The sequence below is a fragment of the Chryseobacterium viscerum genome, from assembly GCF_025949665.1.
Lineage (GTDB): Bacteria > Bacteroidota > Bacteroidia > Flavobacteriales > Weeksellaceae > Chryseobacterium > Chryseobacterium viscerum_A.
The window spans coordinates 435,266-454,163 of record NZ_JAPDFT010000001.1; the positions used below are offsets into that span (position 1 = coordinate 435,266).

Annotated in this window: 16 protein-coding genes; 8 read left to right on the forward strand and 8 right to left on the reverse strand. The window is 35.8% G+C overall.

Annotated features, from left to right (window positions below):
* Positions 1-870: a polyphosphate kinase 2 family protein gene (locus OL225_RS02085; protein ID WP_264517117.1), complete on the reverse strand. Its 870-nt coding sequence runs from the start codon at positions 868-870 to the stop codon at positions 1-3.
* Positions 871-1,202: 332 nt separating this feature from the next.
* Positions 1,203-1,679, reverse strand: coding sequence for a DUF1573 domain-containing protein (locus OL225_RS02090; protein ID WP_047378814.1), 477 nt, complete (start codon positions 1,677-1,679; stop codon positions 1,203-1,205).
* Positions 1,680-1,807: 128 nt separating this feature from the next.
* On the opposite strand from OL225_RS02090, the gene OL225_RS02095 reads away from it, so the two are divergent.
* From OL225_RS02095 to OL225_RS02120, 6 genes are all read left to right on the forward strand, one after another.
* Complete coding sequence (locus tag OL225_RS02095; protein WP_264517118.1) at positions 1,808-4,423, forward strand: valine--tRNA ligase; 2,616 nt, start codon at positions 1,808-1,810, stop codon at positions 4,421-4,423.
* 24 nt (positions 4,424-4,447) lie between these two features.
* Positions 4,448-5,059 (forward strand): DUF3239 domain-containing protein, encoded by a 612-nt coding sequence (locus OL225_RS02100; protein WP_264517119.1) that lies wholly within the window; start codon positions 4,448-4,450, stop codon positions 5,057-5,059.
* A 133-nt stretch (positions 5,060-5,192) separates the two neighbouring features.
* Entirely contained in the window at positions 5,193-5,828 is a 636-nt protein-coding gene (locus tag OL225_RS02105; protein ID WP_264517120.1) for a DUF4241 domain-containing protein, read from the forward strand.
* A gap of 67 nt (positions 5,829-5,895) precedes the next feature.
* Positions 5,896-6,786 carry a ribokinase gene (locus tag OL225_RS02110; RefSeq protein WP_047378809.1) on the forward strand — a complete coding sequence of 297 codons (891 nt, stop codon included), beginning with the start codon at positions 5,896-5,898 and terminating at the stop codon, positions 6,784-6,786.
* 92 nt (positions 6,787-6,878) lie between these two features.
* A complete protein-coding gene (locus tag OL225_RS02115) occupies positions 6,879-7,724 on the forward strand; it encodes an alpha/beta fold hydrolase (RefSeq protein WP_264517121.1) in 846 nt (281 codons plus the stop codon).
* Positions 7,721-8,365, forward strand: coding sequence for an HD domain-containing protein (locus tag OL225_RS02120; RefSeq protein WP_047378802.1), 645 nt, complete (start codon positions 7,721-7,723; stop codon positions 8,363-8,365). Before OL225_RS02115 ends, OL225_RS02120 begins: the two co-directional genes overlap by 4 nt.
* Here OL225_RS02120 and OL225_RS02125 read toward each other — a convergent pair.
* Positions 8,362-9,597, reverse strand: a complete 1,236-nt coding sequence (locus tag OL225_RS02125; protein WP_264517122.1) for a PorT family protein — start codon at positions 9,595-9,597, stop codon at positions 8,362-8,364. The two genes, OL225_RS02120 and OL225_RS02125, sit on opposite strands and share 4 nt — an antisense overlap.
* Before the next feature lie 69 nt (positions 9,598-9,666).
* Between OL225_RS02125 and OL225_RS02130 the strand changes: the two genes are divergently transcribed.
* Positions 9,667-10,260, forward strand: coding sequence for a hypothetical protein (locus OL225_RS02130; RefSeq protein ID WP_081995537.1), 594 nt, complete (start codon positions 9,667-9,669; stop codon positions 10,258-10,260).
* A gap of 54 nt (positions 10,261-10,314) precedes the next feature.
* Here OL225_RS02130 and OL225_RS02135 read toward each other — a convergent pair whose 3' ends face one another.
* Together OL225_RS02135 and OL225_RS02140 are read right to left on the reverse strand one after the other, a co-directional pair.
* Positions 10,315-10,545 (reverse strand): hypothetical protein, encoded by a 231-nt coding sequence (locus tag OL225_RS02135; protein WP_047378800.1) that lies wholly within the window; start codon positions 10,543-10,545, stop codon positions 10,315-10,317.
* A 116-nt stretch (positions 10,546-10,661) separates the two neighbouring features.
* Entirely contained in the window at positions 10,662-11,552 is an 891-nt protein-coding gene (locus OL225_RS02140) for a DUF72 domain-containing protein (protein WP_264517123.1), read from the reverse strand.
* Between the two features lie 318 nt (positions 11,553-11,870).
* On the opposite strand from OL225_RS02140, the gene OL225_RS02145 reads away from it, so the two are divergent.
* Entirely contained in the window at positions 11,871-15,056 is a 3,186-nt protein-coding gene (locus OL225_RS02145; protein ID WP_264517124.1) for a TonB-dependent receptor, read from the forward strand.
* 362 nt (positions 15,057-15,418) lie between these two features.
* Here OL225_RS02145 and OL225_RS02150 read toward each other — a convergent pair whose 3' ends face one another.
* The 3 genes from OL225_RS02150 to OL225_RS02160 form a co-directional block, all read right to left on the reverse strand.
* A complete protein-coding gene (locus OL225_RS02150; RefSeq protein ID WP_047378798.1) occupies positions 15,419-17,077 on the reverse strand; it encodes a ribonucleoside-diphosphate reductase subunit alpha in 1,659 nt (552 codons plus the stop codon).
* 55 nt (positions 17,078-17,132) lie between these two features.
* Positions 17,133-17,423: a hypothetical protein gene (locus tag OL225_RS02155; RefSeq protein WP_047378796.1), complete on the reverse strand. Its 291-nt coding sequence runs from the start codon at positions 17,421-17,423 to the stop codon at positions 17,133-17,135.
* 108 nt (positions 17,424-17,531) lie between these two features.
* The gene (locus OL225_RS02160; protein WP_047378790.1) at positions 17,532-18,506 is read right to left on the reverse strand and encodes a ribonucleotide-diphosphate reductase subunit beta; all 975 of its coding nucleotides are present in this window, start codon (positions 18,504-18,506) and stop codon (positions 17,532-17,534) included.
* Positions 18,507-18,898 lie beyond the last annotated feature (392 nt).

An 18,898-nucleotide genomic window follows, 5' to 3' on the forward strand; every position in this document is an offset into this window, starting at 1 on the left:
TTATTCTTCCATTAATTGCTTTTTGGCCTGTTGAAGACCTTCCGTGTCTTTATCAGAAAGTGTAGGATATTTGAGATTCATTTTTTCAAGAGTATCAATAATGATCTGGATAGCAGCTATTCTTGTAAACCATTTGCTGTCGGCAGGAAGTACATACCATGGAGCATGATCTTTTGATGTTTCATTGATGGCTGTTTCATAAGCTTCCATATATTGATCAAATAATGCTCTTTCCGGAAGATCCCCTACAGAGAATTTCCAGTTTTTTTCCTGCTCATCAATTCTGTCCAGAAGCCTTTTTTTCTGCTCATCTTTAGAAACATGTAAAAAGATCTTTACAACGGTTGTTCCGTTCTGTGAAAGGTGTTTTTCAAAATTTCTAATACTTTCATATCTGTTTTCCCAGAATTTATTGTCAAAATCTTTTACTGAAGACCACGTTTTTTCACTTAAATTATATTCAGGATGTACTTTGCAGACCAGAACACTTTCATAATGAGACCGGTTGAAAATCCCTATCATTCCTTTCTGTGGTAATGCAAGATAATGTCTCCATAAAAAATCATGGGAATACTCTTTAGAGCTTGGAGTTTTAAAGCTGGTCACATTACATCCCTGCGGATTTACCCCTCCGAAAACATGTTCTATCATACTGTCTTTTCCTGCTGCATCCATAGCCTGCAATACAACCAGGAGAGACTGGCTTCCGTCAGCGTATAATTTTTCCTGCAGTTCACGAAGCTTTTCTTTCTCCTGAATCAGCATTTGCTCTCCATCTTCTTTGGTAAGCTTTCCTTTATAAGATGTTGACGCTTTTTTTATTGAAAATTTTCCATTTACCTTAAAGTCATCTGAGAAATTGGTGTCCATATATTTTAAAGATTTAAAGATTTAAAGATTAAAAGATTTAAAGATTTAAAGATTAAAAGATTAAAAGATTAAAAGATTAAAAGATTAAAAGATTAAAAGATTAAAAGATTAAAAGAGGTTGTTATTAAAATTCAATAGGAGTGGGTTTTAGTCCAGCCATTTTTAAAAAAATAAATTCAAAAGGCTTCGGTCAAAACCTAAATAATATATTTGATAAATATCAATACCATTTCCTATTACCGATTATCTGCTACCTTCCACCTAAACTAACATAAATGTAATAAAAAAAACCGCCTCTATAGAGACGGTTTCTTTATTTTTTTGAGTAGAGATTACTTCGCAGCAGCCTTTTTAGCTAGTTTAGCAGCTTTCTTCTCTGCTTTAGCAGCTTCTTTCTGCTCTGCAGGAGTCAATACTTTTGTCTCAGCAACAGGAGCAGGAGCATTAGCGTCTACATTACCTTTAATGTAAATTACACTTCTACTGTTTGCAGGGTCGTTAGAGAAAACCTCAATCATTTTGTTGAAACCTCCAGGAATAGCTGTGTTGTATCCAACTTTGATTTTAGCAGATTTACCAGGCATAATAGGATCTTGACTGAACTCAGGAGTTGTACATCCACAAGAAGGCTTTACGTTTGAAAGAATCAAAGGCTTATCACCTGAATTCGTTACAGTAAAGAATCTCGTACCATCAGCATTAGGCTTAATAGTACCGTAATCGAAAGTTGTTTTATCAAATGTAATCGTTTGTGCAGATGCAATTGCAAATGTTCCGAATAATGCAATTCCTGCAATTAGTTTTTTCATATTCTTGAATGTTAATACGTTTGTTAGATAAATTTTGTGAAACAAAGTTAAAAATTATTTTAATTCATGCTTAAAAATTTTTTTCTTTAGACTATTTTTGCAAATTGCAAGCCAAAGAAATAGAATTTATGCAGATTTCAGAAAAGTACAATCCACAGGAAACAGAACAGAAATGGTACAATTACTGGTTGGAAAATAAATATTTCCACTCAGAACCTAATGATAAACCACCATATACCGTGGTCATTCCTCCGCCAAACGTAACGGGGATATTACACATGGGGCATATGCTGAACAATACCATTCAAGATGTTTTGGTCCGTCGTGCAAGAATGCGCGGGTTTAATGCTTGTTGGATTCCGGGAACAGATCACGCTTCAATTGCTACCGAAGCTAAAGTTGTTGCTAAATTGAAGTCTGAAGGAATCAATAAGTCAGATATTACCCGTGAAGAGTTTTTAACTCATGCATGGGACTGGACTCACAAATATGGAGGAACGATCCTTGAGCAACTGAAAAAACTGGGATGTTCTTGTGATTGGGACAGAACCCGTTTTACCATGGAAGATAACCTTTCAAAACAGGTTATCATAAGCTTCGTAGATCTTTATAATAAAGGAAAGATTTACAGAGGATACAGAATGGTCAACTGGGACCCTGAAGCAAAGACCAATATTTCTGATGAAGAAGTAATATTCAAAGAACAGAACGGAAAACTGTATTTCCTTAAATATAAAATTGAAGGCTCAGAAGAGTTTCTTTCAGTAGCTACTACGCGTCCAGAAACTATTTTCGGGGACACAGCGGTATGTATCAATCCGAATGACGAAAGATATGCCCACTTAAAAGGTAAAAATGTAATTGTACCTATTGTAAACAGAGTAGTTCCAATTATTGAAGACGAATATGTTGACATTGAATTCGGAACCGGTGCTCTGAAAATTACGCCGGCACATGACGTAAATGACTACGAAATCGGACAGAAACATCAGCTGAAAATGATTGATGCCCTGGATGATGACGGAAATCTTAATGAACATGGTTTACATTATGCAGGGAAAAACAGATTTGACGTAAGAAAGCAGATTGCTAAAGAACTTGAAGAAAAAGATCTTTTACTGAAAGCTGAAGACTATGTAAATAAAGTTGGAACTTCCGAGAGAACAGGTGCCGTTATTGAACCTAAAGTTTCAGTACAGTGGTTCCTTAAAATGTCTGAGTTGGCTAAGCCTGCTTTAGATGTGGTAATGGATGATGAAGTGAAATTCTATCCTGAGAAATTTAAAAATACCTACAAACACTGGATGGAAAACATCCGTGACTGGAATATCTCCCGTCAGCTTTGGTGGGGACAGCAGATTCCTGCTTTTTACTACGGAACAGGAGATGACGATTTTGTAGTAGCTGAAGCTGCTGAAGCCGCTTTAGAATTAGCAAAACAGAAATCCGGAAATCCGGAACTTACTCTTGAAAGCTTAAGACAGGATCAGGATACATTAGATACCTGGTTCTCTGCATGGCTATGGCCAATGTCTGTATTTGAAGGGCTTTTAGATCCTGAAAATAAAGATATCAAGTATTATTATCCTACTTCTGATCTGGTAACTGCCCCTGATATTATTTTCTTCTGGGTGGCAAGAATGATTATGTCCGGACTGGAATATAAAAAAGAAGTACCGTTCAAAAATGTTTATTTTACAGGAATTGTAAGAGATAAGCAAAGAAGAAAAATGTCTAAATCTTTAGGGAACTCTCCGGATCCTATTGAATTAATGGAAAAATATGGTGCTGATGGAGTACGTGTAGGAATTCTATTGAGTTCTGCAGCAGGAAATGACCTTCTTTTTGATGAAGATCTAATGCTTCAGGGAAGAAACTTCATGACGAAAATCTGGAGTGCATTCCGTTTGATCAATATGTGGAACCATGAAGATAAACCTGCTGTCGCTACAGATCACCAGGCTATCGAATGGTTTGAGAATAAACTTAACAAAACAATCGTTGAGATTAATGATCAGTTCGAGAAATTCAGAATTTCTGATGCCCTGCATTTGATCTATAAATTAATTTGGGATGATTTTTGTGGTTGGTATCTTGAAGCGATTAAACCAAACTATGGAGAAGGCATTTCTAAAGAAGTTTATAATAAAACAATATATTTCTTTGAAGAATTGATGAAATTGCTTCATCCGTTCATGCCATTCCAGTCTGAAGAAATCTGGCAATTGATTTCGGAAAGAAGTATTGATGATGCGCTTGTTATTGCTCAGCAGAAGGATGCGGATAGCTTTAGTGAAGAAGTCATTAAAAACTTTGAAATTACAGCTGAATTGATTTCAGGAGTTAGAAATTACCGTCAGACAAAAGGAATTTCTCCAAGAGAGGCTGCTGATATATATACAAATGCTTCTGAATTTGCCAATGAAGCCGTAGTAAGAAAACTGGCTAATGTTTCTGAGATCCATTTTGGACAGAAAACAGATAAGCCAAGCTTTACTTTCCTGGTAGGAGCAACCGAGGTCTCTATTCCTCTAAGTGAAAACTTAGACTTGGGAGAAGAAAAAGCAAAAACTGAAGAAGAATTGAAATATTTAAAAGGATTCTTAGTTTCAGTAGATAAGAAACTTTCCAATGAAAAGTTTGTTGCTAATGCTAAGCCTGAAGTTGTAGAAGTGGAGCGTAAGAAGCAGAAAGATGCTCAGGATAAAATTGCGATCCTTGAAGAGAAACTGAAAAGTTTGTAAAATATTTTAAATACTCCTTAAAATATGGATGACAATAGGGATATTTTAACATTAAATAGTAGAACGGTTGCTTCAAATCCTGGAAGGGTTAGAGTAATGCCATTTGTATTGATAAAATACATCTATAAACCTATTTATTTGTTAATTGCTTTATTGTTTTCGTTAGCTTTTGCATTGGATGTTTCATGGCTATGGGGAGGATTTGCTTTTATTATTCTTTTACTGGTAAATATTTTTTATTGGAGAAGACAAAAAGAACATTTTAAATATGGAGATTCTAACGGAGCAATAGTCATTTCTGAAAAACCTAAAATGATTGCAGTCACTACCAATCTCTCCAAAGGTTTTGGAGGTAAGTTTCCTGTCATAAAGATTTTGCCTTATAAAGGAAAAGGAAAACTCAATGATAGGATAGGAACAGTTGCTCTTTATGAAAATTCTGAAGAAAAGCCCCACTGGAATGACTTTTTTCCAGTTCCTGTAGACTATGTTAATAATAATAAAGAGGAATTGAATACTGTTTTGGAATCATATTCAGAAGAAAGCTGGGATGTTTTGGAAAGCAGAATAAAGCAGCTAAAGCAACCATATAGAGAAGGATTATTTAAAATATTTGATGAAACAAGCAGTTGGTAAAAAGTATAGATATTTTTATCCTTGAAGAGAAACTGAAAAGTTTGTAAAATATAGACAGTAAAGTTTGTCAGAATCTCAGGCTGGATACAGATGGAAAATTGTATCCAGCCTGATGGTTTAAAGAATACATAAAATGACACATATAGAAAACATAAAAAAACTATTCTCGAAGGATTTTGTAGAAAATCCATTGTTAGAAAGTTTTGAAGCAGGAAAGATCTATCTTTCCAGTGGAAAGCTGGTTGCCTGCGATCCATTAATCACCAATGATATGCTTCCTTTCACCACAGAATTTCCGAAGGGAGATTTTTCTGTGATGGTACACAAAGAAAGAAACAGTAACTGTGTGGCTTATGCCGAAATCATATTCAATAATTCTGAAATTAAAGAATGGAAACTGGCCACCACAGCCGGGCAGAATATAAAAGATCTGGCAAAAGAAGAAATTTTTGGTTATCCTGTAGAAAGCGGGATGGGATGCTTTATGGATGTTGATACTCAAAACAGTCTCAATGAGCTTGAACAAAGGTTATTCCAGAATAAAGGCGGAGATTTTATGGGAATCTACGAAGAGTTTTTCCATGAGTATTTCTTTGATGAAAACGGAGCTATTGATCAATATGCTTTCCTAAAACCTGCAAAGGAACATCCTGGAACTATATTTGCTTTTGAAACCGGATATGGTGAAGGATTTTATGCCAGTTATATAGCGTATGATCAGGATCAAGTGCCTGTGAAAATAATTACTGAATTTATAGAAATAAGTTAATTTAAAATTAGCTATTTTTGGAACACGATTTTGTCAGTTATAAATTTTAAAGCTAATACAAAACACAATGAATTTCTCATCAGAACAACCCCGAATTATTGTTGTGGGCAGCTCATCCATAGATTTGGTTCTTGAAACCGAAAAACTTCCTTCACCCAACGAAACGGTTTTAGCCGTTAAGTCAGATAGTTATTTTGGAGGTAAAGGAGCCAATCAGTCGGTAGGTACTGCCAGGCTGGGGGCAAGTGTGTACTTTATAGGATGTGTGGGAATGGATCCCCTTGGGCAGCAGATTATGAGAAATCTGGTAAGTGAAAATGTGAATGTAGGTTTTGTACATGAAACAGATAAAGATGCTACAGGAACAGCCTACGTAACGACTTCTCACGGCAATGCGGCTATTGTTGTAGTGCCGGCAGCCAATAAACATCTTAGCAAATCACATATAGACGAAGCCGACAAGTATTTTAATACTGCAGATCTTGTGCTGGTACAACTTGAGGTTTCTATGGAGGTGGTGGAGCATACCGTTAAAAAAGCCAAGAAATATGGAAAAAAAGTAGGTTTGTATGCTTCTCCTGCAATGAGAGTCAGTGAAGAAATTTTAGAAAAGGTTGATTTTATTGTAGCGAAGAGTAACGAATTATACACCATTTTCGGAGAAGAAAAAAGGGAAGAGGTCCTTAAGAAATATTTCAATAAAGTTTTTGTAAGAGATGATACCAACTCAACCATTTATTTTGATGGTACTGAGATGAAATATTACAGAAACGACAAAGATGAGAAAGTTTATAAAATGGGAATGGGTGATGCATTTACTTCAGGATTTGCTATCGCTCTTTGTCATGGAAACTCTATCGAAGAATGTGTGAAATTTGGAAATGAAGTTTCATCAAGAGTTTCCGGAGGTAAGGGTTCTCAGACAGGCCTGCCAAGAATGTCAGATTTCTTTTCTTAAAACTATTTACGACATATTAAAAGTCTAAAACTTAACATAAAAGTATAAGTAAAAATGTCCACTTTTATAGTGGATTTTTTTCTTTTTATACTATGGAAAAACTAATACTTACCACGGAAGATCATATTTCTTTGGCTGTCCATCTCTTTAAACCGGAAAAAAGTAATGGGAAACTATTGCTGATCAATTCGGCAACAGGAGTAAAACAGCAGGTGTACTTTTCTTTTGCTAGTTATTTTTCTGAACAGGGATTTACCGTGATCACTTACGATTACAGGGGAATAGGACTTTCCAAGCCGAAAGATATGAGAGGATTTCATGGTTCGATGAGATTGTGGGGCTCAAAAGATTATAAAGCTTTAACTGGATACATCAAAACACACTTTAAAGACCACAAAAAGTATTGCTTAGGTCATTCTGTAGGCGCATTGATTCTGGGAATGAATGAAGATTCGGAAATATTTGAAGAATTTGTTTTTGTAGGAACACAAAATGCTTTTGTTGGCAACCTTAAAGGAGTTACAAAAATTGAAGCCTATCTGGGGTTTGGAATTGCCCAGCCATTAACCACTTCATTATTAGGATATTTTCCGGCACATTGGTTTGGACTGGGAGAAAGTCTTCCAAAAAATTGCGCATATGACTGGAGAACCTTAATTTTAAACAAGAAATCAACCAACAGGCTGTTGGAGAAAATTGATAACTTTTCTAGAAATTTGACACAGAAAGTATTTGTAATCCGCGCAGAAGATGATATCTGGCTGACAGAAAGAGGCGTATTAAGCTTATTGAACAATACTTACCCTAATCTTAAACCAACGTACAGACTGATCGCTGTTTCAGAATCTGATAAAAAGGAAATCGGACATGTCAATTTTTTTAGAAGCTACAACAGCAAACTCTGGGATATTATTTTAAATGAACTGATAGATAAATGAAAAGTACGATTGATAACACGGTAGCATTTGTAAAAGAAAAATTAGAAGGAGCAGAAGCAGGACATGACTGGTTCCATATTGAAAGAGTATGGAAACTGGCAGCTCAGATAGCAGAAACAGAAAATTGTAATAAAGAGGTGGTAGAATTATCTGCCCTTCTCCATGATATTGCAGATCCTAAATTTCATAACGGCGACGAAACCATTGCTCCCAAAATATCCAGAGCATTTCTTGAAGAACAGAACGTTCCTGAAGAAACGATCCAGCAGGTTTTATTTGTAATTGAAAATATTTCGTTCAAAAACAGAGATCAGGCTCCGGTAAATCCATCTATTGAACTGCAAATTGTGCAGGATGCAGACCGTATTGATGCAATAGGAGCTATTGGAATTGCCAGAACATTCAATTTTGGAGGTTTTAAGAATAACCTGATGTATCACCCGGATATGAAACCTAAACTGGGAATGTCAAAAGAAGAATATAAAAAGTCTGATGGAACAACCATCAATCATTTCTACGAAAAACTATTGCTTTTGAAAGATATGATGAATACCCAAAAAGGAAAAGAAATGGCCGAAGAAAGACACAATTATATGCTGAATTTCCTCGACCAGTTTTATAAAGAATGGAATGTAGATTAGAAAATATTATATCCCAGAATTATGGAAGCATACTTTAGGTTTGCTTCAGCCCCTTTTTCTTCAAATAGATTCATGCCTGTATTATATCTTGCCTCTAATATGTATTTGTTATTATAGTTATATCCTATTCCAAATACAGCACTTTTGAAAGCCTGGGATGAAGATAGCTTTAATCTATCAAATACATATCCGTCATAATCTACAGAGAAATCCTTAGCGGAACTGGTTTTAAGCGTCAGGAGATTAATTCCGGCATTAATAAAAATCTTTGATTTATCATTGATGAACATGTAGTGTCTTACACTTAGAGGAATACTGATAAATGAATAATTTTCTACATTGATGTTATACAAATTACCATTAGTTGTTCTTATAGCCGTCTTATTATTGTAAAGAGAGAATGTAGGTTCAGCTACAACTGACCATTTGCCTCTATTGAAAGGTAATACAATTTCTGCCTCAACTCCTATTCTAAATCCGGTTTTTGAAGGAGCTCCTTCATTACTAAGGGTTTTTGTTATTTCCAATGGTGAATAAAAATTGAGACCGGGTCTAACCGCTAAGTTCAACTTTGAATTTCTTTTAGTTTCAGAAACATTTTCCTCGTTAGTAGTTCCGGAAAATTTGCTGTTATAGGTTGAGAAAATTTTCTTCAGGTCATTACTGGTATATTTTGTTTTTGGAGCGATTGCTTGGGCTACATTGTCATTTGAGAATATGGTCTTCAATTGATCAATATATTCTTCGTTAGTTGCAACCTGCAGATTATTTCCATTGAAAAAGTATTTTTTATAAATCAATGGCTTGATAGAAGAATCAGAATCAGAATAAAAATATCTTATTACATTGCGCCCTTGGTAAGAATACAGATTTTTATTACCTGTTGCTATTTCTTTAAGGAATACGGAAGCCTTTTTAAATTCAGGTTCCTTGATGGAAGAAAGATCTCCTGTATTATCAGAAGAGTAATCAATATCACCATTGTAAGTAACATATTTTACATCATTATAGATACCAAATTCTTTAATTGTAGAGGGATTTCCTGTACTTTCTCCTGATGCTTCATCCATTTTATAAGTGAAACTGTCAGGATTGTTGGCCCATCCCTGATTTTTGATGAGTATTTCTTTTCTTACATCATTGCTACTGATGATATAGCCTTTTTCGAATTTTATTTGTGCGGAAATGAGCACGATACAGAAGGAAAGCAGCACCGAGAATGTTTTTTTCATGGTTAGTTAGGATTAAAAACTTGGGCGCAAATATAGATAAAATAGAGATAAGAAGTATCTTTGTAAAATATGACACTCATTATTTTTATAATATTCCTGGCTTCTGTTCTTTCTTTGGTCCTGTTTAAGGTAAAATCAGGAAGTATGGCAAAGTGGGCGAAGCTGTTTCGTATTGTAACAGTAGTTTTTTCAATCTCTGTTTTTACATATTGGTTTATCAAGAAAAGTGCTGTAGCATTTGTGGATAATTCTGTGGGGCTGCAGGTCGTCAATAAGCTTCCTCAGGCATTGGATTTTTACCTGATCAATGTAAATAAAAACGATAAGAATGTAACCCTTGAGCCCAAGCATATTGGTAAAATACGACCGGAATACTACAGGATAGAATACCTGAAAATGGATAAGTCTGATGAATACTGGATTGTGGGCTATCTCGGAAAGAAAAACCTGGTGTACTTTTCCCAGCATTCCGTACCGAATAAAAATATTGATCAGATTGTAGAAGTTCAGAATTACATCAATCAAAGTATGAAACTTTCTGAATCGGCAAAAAAGCAGGTAGATGCCTATAATTATGAGAACACAAAACTTGGGATCTGGATTGCATTGGATTTCCTGCTTCTGTTTCTCAATCTGGTATTGCTTCTGAAGAAAAATAAATAAGAATAGAATGGGTAATGAGTCTTTTTATAGTACCCATTACCCATTATTATTTTGCTAAGGATAATCCAGGATCTGCATAATTTGCTCCTTGAATTCCTCAGGACAGGACCTGATAAGTTTGTCTTTACTCTGTTTACTGATTTCTTTTGGGGTAACCCATTCCGTTTTATTGGAATTAAGACTGTGATAATCAAATACTCTTTTTATGGTATTGTTTTCATAAAAAGTATATTCATCACCAAGCCAGTTATTGGCAATACTGATTTTGCAAATTTCCTTTTCCATGATTTATGTTTTAAAGTATAATGTATTGTGAAATACGCTATACTCTAATTTATGAAATTTTTCATTATGAAAAAGGGTGTTGCGTCAATCTTTATCTTGTACCCGCTTTATACTATCTAAAATAACGTACCTGTACTTTCCGTTGCCATTTGTGGAACATGAATATCAGTTTTCCATTCTTCATTCAGTTTCTTGATGAAATATGCGGATAATAGAGGAGATGCTTTTTCAATATTCTGGTGTACGAAAAAGTAGAGATTCTGAAGGCCTTCTTTTTTCCATTTTGTGAGATGTTTCAACCAGTCATCCAACCTTTCATAGTCACTTTCAGCATTGGCTCCTACATAACGGATAAATGCATTAGGTGTAGTAAGACGCATGTGAAGCATATCTCTTCTTCCGGCAGTGTCTACGATGATATTGGTGATGTTGTGAGCTTCAAAGAGATCACAGGTTGTATTAAGGATCTCTTCATCGGTAAACCATTCCGTATTTCTGAGTTCTATAGCTAATGGAACTTCTTTAGGCCATTCTTTTACAAATTTTTCCAGTCTGTCATAATCCTTGGGTTTAAAATTATCATGAAGCTGAAGAAAAGCCATTCCCAGTTTTTCATCAAAATTGATTACCGCTGAGGCAAAATGTGTTACCGGATCAGTCACATCAATCAGTCTTCTGAAATGGGAAACGGTGTTAGTAATCTTGGGGAAGAATTTAAAATTATCAGGGGTTTTTTCTTTCCATGTTTTTACCTGGTCCGGAGTGGGCATTCCGTAGAAAGTTGCATTCAGCTCAATAGAATTAAACTGAGTGGCATAATAGGTCAGTTCATCTTTAGTTCCTTTAGGATAGAATCCTTTAAGATCTGTTTTATTCCATTTTGCACATCCGATAGAAATATTTTCCAGTCCTTTTTTATTAAGAGCCAGTATATCTTTGGTTTTAGGATGATCTTTTGGTAATGTGAAATCTATTTTTGATGGGTCCTCTACTTGTCCGAATTTCATATCTGTAGTTTTGGTATTAAACAATAAACACAAATATAAACCAAAAATATCAGAGCTTCTATGATTTTCATGGAAAGTAATTCAACAGGAAATGATTGTTGATAGTGAAATTTTAAGAAATTAAAACCTTTTGAAATGCTCGGTAAATAGGACGATTTTTATGTTTTTCTTTAGAATTTTTTTTAAGATTTTCACGATGTTCCTATTAAGTTTTTTTTAAGGAAATGTTAAACATTCTGTTACGTAATGTTAATTCTATGTTACCATACTTCACTTTTACTAGGTCTAATTTTACACCAAGTTTATAGCGAATAAAATATGAAGAAAAAAATCATCTGTGCTTTTGCTCTGTTATCGTTTGGGTTTGCATTTTCACAGGAAACCAGTTCTAAAATTTTTGGAAGATTAAAGGGAATTTCTTCCGAAGTTACAGTAAAGGTAATACATATACCTACCAATAGTACCTTTGAAACGAAAAGTAACAGCAAAGGGCAGTTCAGTTTGGATAATCTTCAGCCGGGAGGACCTTATAAAATTGAAATTTCTGACGGATCACAGGTTATCTATGAAAACCCGAATCTGCAGCTTTCTTTGGGAAATAACGACTTACCTGTAGTAGAAGTAGGAAGTAAAGAAAAGACAATTGATGAGGTGAAAATTACTTCTAAAAAGACCACTGCAAAATATGGAGTGGGGATCAGCCAGGCTCAGATTTCCGGACTTCCTAACATCAATCGCGGAATTCAGGATGTTACCAAACTGATTCCCCAGAGTGCTAACAACTCTTTCAACGGAACTAATTTCCGTTATAATAACGTGACGATTGATGGGTCTATCAATAACGACGCTATTGGTTTCAGCCCTTCACTGGGAGGGCAGACCGGTACTTCAGGAATGCCGGGAAGCAGTACGCGTTCCAATTCTATAAGTTTGGATGCCATTCAGGATGTGCAGGTTTACATTGCTCCTTATGATGTGAAGCTCGGAAATTTCCTTGGAGGAAGTATTAATGCCGTAACCCGAAGCGGAAGCAATGATGTTACAGGTTCAATCTATGCATACGGAAGAAACGCAGCCATTACCGGTAGAAACAGAGTAGGGGATAATTCTAAAATGCCTAGTGATTTTGAAGACTTTATCTATGGTGGAAGAGTAGGATTGCCGGTTGTAAGAGATAAAGTGTTCTTATTTACCAACCTGGAGTACACCAAAAGAACAGATCCTGTTTTCTATAATGCCAACGATCCGGGGGCATTGGTGAATGAGCAAGTAGCGCAGCAGATTTCAGATTTTGTACGAAATAAATATGGATTCAACGCAGGAAGTTTCAATCAGTACAATAACTTCTCTGAAAGTTCTAAACTTTTCAATAAGTTAGACTGGAAGATTAATGATAAACATACTTTATCCATTAAAAACAATACGGTATTTTCACAGGCATCCAACCTGGAAAGAGACGGAGCCAACTTCAGATTCTCCAGCATGGATTTTATTCAGAAAAATACAGCGTCTACCACTACACTTGAATTGAAAAGCCGTTTTAATGATAAATGGAGCAACAATTTAGTGGTGGGATATTCTTCCATTCATGATTACAGAGATCCTACTTCTGGAAACGCGATGTTCCCACAGGTGGAAATTGCTTACAACGGAGGAACTATTCTTCTTGGAAATGACAGAGAAGCTACCGTTTTCAATATGAAGCAAAAGACTTTCGAAATTACGGATAACCTTACCTACAAAACAGGAAATCATACCTTCTTATTGGGAACTCACAATGAATTGTATAATATCAACTATGGTTTTGTGAATGCTTTGAACGGAAGAATTTCCTATAAAAACCTGACTGATTTTTATAATGGAACACCTGCAAGAATAAGAGGTACTTATCCTTTCAACGGAGACAGCAGAGAAAACCTTTTTGATAATCCGTATGCTCAGTATAAAGTAAACTTGCTTTCCATGTATCTTCAGGATGAAATCAATTGGGGAAGAGTGAGACTTTCACCGGGAGTAAGAGTAGATTATACAGACTTACCGAATAAACCGCAGCTGAGCCCATTGGTAACCAATTCGCCTCAGGATCCAAATGCTGGAAATACTTACAATTATACCCCACTAAGTCAGCTTACCAACAATTATCTGAATAAACCGACATTCTCTCCAAGACTTGGATTTACGATTGATCTTACAGAGAACAGATCTATGGTACTAAGAGGAGGGTCAGGTATTTTTGTGGGAAGAATTCCTTTTGCATGGCTGGGATACGCTTATTATAATGATGGAGTAGGTTTTGGAAGCTATGATTACAATGGGCCAACGGCGGCACAGCTTGCTGCCAATGGAGACCCATTGAACAGTGCCAATTTCCCGAAATGGCAGAACTCTTCAAAAGTACAGGTTGATCTTATTGATAATAATTTTAAAATGCCAAGAGTATGGAGAAGTTCATTAGCTTTCGATTATACGCTTGCAGGGTATAAACTGACTTTGGAGGGTATTTATACAAAAGTGCTTTATGATCTGAAATTCCAGCAGGTGAACAAGACAGACAACGTGACGTATTACAGCTATGATACGAATCATGAAATGCCAATCTATACCACAAATATCAACAGCAACTTCTCTAATGCCTATCTTTTATCCAATACTAAAGAGGGATACCGTTATAACCTGACGGCACAGCTTTCAAAATCCTATGATTTCGGATTTAATTTCTTTGTGGCTTATACTTACGGAGATGCTAAAGATATTACCAACGGGATCCGAAACTCTATGGAAAGTAACTGGCAGATGAACCAGTCTCTTACTCCTAACGATCCGAAACTGACAACCTCTAATTTTGCAATCAAAAACAGAGTAGTAGCCAATCTGGGGTATGCCTTTAATATTTCCGATATGAACAGATTATATACCAATGTATATTTCAATGCACAGTCCGGAAATCCTTTTTCATGGGGATTTGTAAACAGTACAATTGCCAATACGGGACAGGCTGCAGGGCTTGCTTATATCTTTAAAGATGCTGCAGAAGCTTCCAAATATATTGTTCCTATAAAAGATGCTGCAGGAAATATAGTCGTAACTGCCCAGCAGCAGATTGCAGATTATGAAAACTTTGTCAACAGTAATGATTATCTGAAATCCAGACGAGGGAAGTTCACGGAAAGAAACGGTGATGTCACTCCATGGAATATTCAGGCAGATATCAGAATCATGGATGAGATTAAGCTGAGTAAGAAATCTAAGAATAATATTCAAATTTCATTGAGTATCATCAATTTTACCAATCTGTTAAACAAAGATTGGGGGAAAGTCTATTTTGTGCCTAATACTTTCAACTCTACAGCAAGTGTAGGACTGACAAAGGTTGGAAATATAGCTACAGGACAACCTTCTGCGGGAGATCCTACATACAATTTCAAAACTCCGGGATTGCCGTATACTATTGATCAGTTTGCATCAAGATTCCAGGCTCAGCTGGGAGTACGATACAATTTTTAATGACGCTTTTACATTTTACTTCATATAATTCTTTTTCAAAGGTTCGGATTTTCTTTCCGGACCTTTTTCATGAATTATAAACTATAAATTATTATTGATAAATGATGCCAACAGAAGAAATATATTTTATTCTTACTAAATCATTTTAAATACACACAATCATCTGTGAAAATCTGCGCAATGTGCGGGAAATGCTCAAAATAATTATATACAAGCTGTAATTATTCAATAGGAATGGGCTGAAGCCCGTTTTCATAAAACAAACCCTCCACTGGCTTTAGCCAAAACTTATTAACATTGAAAACGACAAAAGCACACCTTTCGGTATGCTTTTGTAAATATAGTGTGTTTATTACTTGATCTTATGCCTCACAGCTTGAACATGATACAAAGTTGACCATCATTTCTTTTGAAACAGAAGAACTTCTTTGGTAGTAAAGTGTTTTTACTCCTTTTTTCCAAGCTTCAATATAAAGATAGTTAACATCTTTTACAGGCATTGTAGAAGGAATCTGAAGATTCAGTGACTGTGCCTGGTCAATGTATTGCTGTCTCTGTGCTGCCTGAGAGATAATCTCCATTGGAGAAATTTCTTTGAATGTTTTGAATACTGCCTTTTCTTCAGGGGTAAGCTCATTAAGATGCTGTACAGATCCGTGGTTCAACATGATTGTTCTCCATGTTTCTTCGTTATCCAATCCTTTTTCTTTCAATAGTTTTGCAAGGTATTTGTTTTTACGCATAAAGTTTCCTTTAGCAAGACCTGCTTTATAATAGTTAGAAGAGAAAGGCTCGATTCCAGGAGAAGTCTGTCCTAAGATTGCTGAACTTGAAGTAGTAGGAGCGATAGCCATTGTAGTGGTATTTCTTAACCCGTATCCTTTCAATACTTCCGGTTCTCCATAGATGTTGGCAAGCTCTCTTGAAGCCTGCTCAGCCTGCTCTTTAATATGTCTGAATGCTCTTGCGTTGAACTGGGTTGCTTCAAAGCTTTCAAACGGAATCATATTTTTCTGTAAATAAGAGTGGTATCCTAAAACTCCTAATCCAAGAGCTCTGTGACGCATTGCAAAGTTTCTTGCTCCCTGCAGATAGTAGTTACCTTCAGTTTTGTCAATAAACTCTGATAATACAGCATCAAGGAAGTATACTGCTAATTTTACAGCATCTGTATCTTTCCACTCATCATATAGTTCAAGGTTCATAGAAGACAGACAGCAGATGAAAGATTCTTCCATAGTAGACGGAAGCATGATTTCAGAACAAAGGTTACTTGCATTTACCGTCATTCCTAAATCTTTATACACCTGAGGTTTATTTCTGTTTACGTTGTCTGTGAAGAAAATATACGGAAGACCTTTTTGCTGGCGGCTTTCCAATACTCTTGCCCAAACTTTACGTTTTTCCATATCACCGTCTATCATATCCTGCATCCAGTAATCTGGTACACATACTCCGGTAAACAGGTTTTGAATCGGGCTACCGATATCTTTAATGGATAAAAATTCTTCAATATCTCCGTGGTCAATATCTAGGTAAGCAGCAAAAGCTCCTCTTCTTACGCCTCCTTGTGAAACAACGTCCATAGCCGTATCAAAAAGCTTCATGAATGAAACTGCTCCTGAAGATTTTCCGTTATCAGTTACAGCGGTTCCTCTATTTCTCAATTCCCCGAAATATCCTGAAGTACCACCTCCGATTTTAGTCTGCATGATTACTTCACCCATTTTGTGAGTAATCCCTTCGATGCTGTCCGGAATGTGAGCATTGAAACATGAGATAGGAAGTCCCCTTTCTGTTCCCATATTTGCCCATACAGGAGAAGAAAAACTGATCCATCCTTTCGTGATCATTTCTTTGAATGCCGGTTGAAGTTCGGGTTTGTATAACCTTTTTGCAGCGGCAGTGGTAATTCTGTCGATAGCTCCGTCTACCGTTTCACCTTTCAACAGATATCCTCTGTTCAGCATCTGCTCAGACTCTTCATTGAGCCACCATATATTTGAATTTTGCTCTTCCATAGATGTTATATTTTCGAATTCCGGAATGAGAGAATCACTCCGGAATTTTGTTTTTTTATATTATTGATTGTAAAATTTCTACTTTGTGGGAACCGTTCAGCCCGCTTTCATCTCTTAATCTCTGAAATTCTTTAAAAGACGGAACATTCAAAACTTCATGCTGAACTTCTTCGTTGATGTAGTTTGAATAATGTACAAAAGTAACACCATCTTCCTTTACAAAAACTTTGTATTCAAAAGTGGAAGGATCTAAATTTTTGAAATCTTCCAGAAACTTTTGGATATTGGTTTTATTGTTTGGAACAAATTCCGGTTTTACCGTATAGCTTACTATTACATTGATCATTTCTTCTGTATTTGTGCTTTATTAATGAACAGCAATTCCATTTATTAATCAGAAAAGGATAATCCTAATACTGACTGTTTTGACGCTCGCTTCGCTCGCGCCTCTGTATTAAAACAAATCGTTTGCTGTAATACTCTTGTCGTGTTTTGTGTAGTCTACAGGTCTTTTTGCAAAGAAATCATCCAGTGAATTCGCGAAAACTTCCTCTTCGAACCATACCATTGGTTTGTATTGTTCCGGAGTGATGTTGTATCTTGTTTTCATGTTGATTTTCTTCAAGCTGTCATCCACACGGTATTTCATGAAGTTCAACAGGTCTTCTTTGGAAACATTGTCGATTTCTCCTAGTTCAAAGATCCAGCTAAGGATATCACCTTCTCTTGCGATAGACTCGTCTACCAATGTATAGATATCTTCAATATCGCTGTCTGTTAATAAGTCAGGTTGTTCCTCACGGATTTTGTTGATCAGGTAGATTCCTGCGTTGGCGTGAATCTGCTCATCTACTGAAGTCCATGCAATGATATTGGAAACGTTTTTCATGAATCCTTTGAATCTTGTGAAAGAAAGGATAATGGCAAACTGCGAGAAAAGAGAAACGTTTTCCACTAAAATACTGAACAGCAATAAAGCGGAAACATATTCTTTCGGAGTAGCAGAATTAGCATGCTTTAAAGCATTTCCTAAAAACTCGATTCTTCCTTTTACAGCAGGAATTTCGATTACATTAAGGAATTCATCATTATATCCTAATACCTCTAATAAACGGGAATATGCTTCAGAATGACGAAACTCGCATTCTGCAAAAGTAGATCCTAATCCATTGAATTCCGGCTTTGGAAGGTGGTTGTATAAATTTCCCCAGAATGTCTTTACAGACACCTCGATCTGTGCAATGGCTAACAGCGCATTTTTCACAGCATGCTTTTCATGTGGTTCCAACTGCGAATGAAAATCCTGAACATCTGCAGTAAAGTCCACTTCCGAATGCACCCAGAACGATTTGTTGATTGCCTCTACAAATTGAAGAACCTCCGGGTATTCAAATGGCTTATAGCTTACTCTTTTATCAAAAATTCCCATATTAAATATCTTTATAATTAAATAATTTAGATCTCTGTGGATAATGTTCCGGAAATACTTAACTTTTTGTTTATCTGTAAGTTGTGAATTAAAGTTATTCACTTCCCCAAATTCATATTTCTTGTAAAGAACTAATAGCAAAGTTCGAAAAAAAGAACTGATTTTGAAAGAGGTAAATACTAATCGGCTGACTTTTAGCCTGAAAAGTTTTCCACATTTACATGAAACAGGCTCGAATAATAGGCTAGACCGCTATCTTGGGGGTAAATGGGTGTAAATTCATAGTTACAGTTAAACAGAAAAACATAAACCATTATAAATAAAGGTATAATTAGTTAAACAAAAAAATATTTGAATAAATTTTTATTCTTGTAACAATTTGAAAATATCAT

Coding starts and splice junctions, on each gene's coding strand:
- OL225_RS02155 (WP_047378796.1), bottom strand. CDS start 17,423: ATGATCAATGTAATAGTAAGCTATACGGTAAAACCGGAATTTGTTCCA.
- OL225_RS02085 (WP_264517117.1), bottom strand. CDS start 870: ATGGACACCAATTTCTCAGATGACTTTAAGGTAAATGGAAAATTTTCA.
- OL225_RS02150 (WP_047378798.1), bottom strand. CDS start 17,077: ATGGAAGAGCAAAATTCAAATATATGGTGGCTCAATGAAGAGTCTGAG.
- OL225_RS02140 (WP_264517123.1), bottom strand. CDS start 11,552: ATGAAATTCGGACAAGTAGAGGACCCATCAAAAATAGATTTCACATTA.
- OL225_RS02090 (WP_047378814.1), bottom strand. CDS start 1,679: ATGAAAAAACTAATTGCAGGAATTGCATTATTCGGAACATTTGCAATT.
- OL225_RS02160 (WP_047378790.1), bottom strand. CDS start 18,506: ATGGGAATTTTTGATAAAAGAGTAAGCTATAAGCCATTTGAATACCCG.
- OL225_RS02115 (WP_264517121.1), top strand. CDS start 6,879: ATGGAAAAACTAATACTTACCACGGAAGATCATATTTCTTTGGCTGTC.
- OL225_RS02125 (WP_264517122.1), bottom strand. CDS start 9,597: ATGAAAAAAACATTCTCGGTGCTGCTTTCCTTCTGTATCGTGCTCATT.
- OL225_RS02130 (WP_081995537.1), top strand. CDS start 9,667: ATGACACTCATTATTTTTATAATATTCCTGGCTTCTGTTCTTTCTTTG.
- OL225_RS02095 (WP_264517118.1), top strand. CDS start 1,808: ATGCAGATTTCAGAAAAGTACAATCCACAGGAAACAGAACAGAAATGG.
- OL225_RS02110 (WP_047378809.1), top strand. CDS start 5,896: ATGAATTTCTCATCAGAACAACCCCGAATTATTGTTGTGGGCAGCTCA.
- OL225_RS02145 (WP_264517124.1), top strand. CDS start 11,871: ATGAAGAAAAAAATCATCTGTGCTTTTGCTCTGTTATCGTTTGGGTTT.
- OL225_RS02135 (WP_047378800.1), bottom strand. CDS start 10,545: ATGGAAAAGGAAATTTGCAAAATCAGTATTGCCAATAACTGGCTTGGT.
- OL225_RS02120 (WP_047378802.1), top strand. CDS start 7,721: ATGAAAAGTACGATTGATAACACGGTAGCATTTGTAAAAGAAAAATTA.
- OL225_RS02105 (WP_264517120.1), top strand. CDS start 5,193: ATGACACATATAGAAAACATAAAAAAACTATTCTCGAAGGATTTTGTA.
- OL225_RS02100 (WP_264517119.1), top strand. CDS start 4,448: ATGGATGACAATAGGGATATTTTAACATTAAATAGTAGAACGGTTGCT.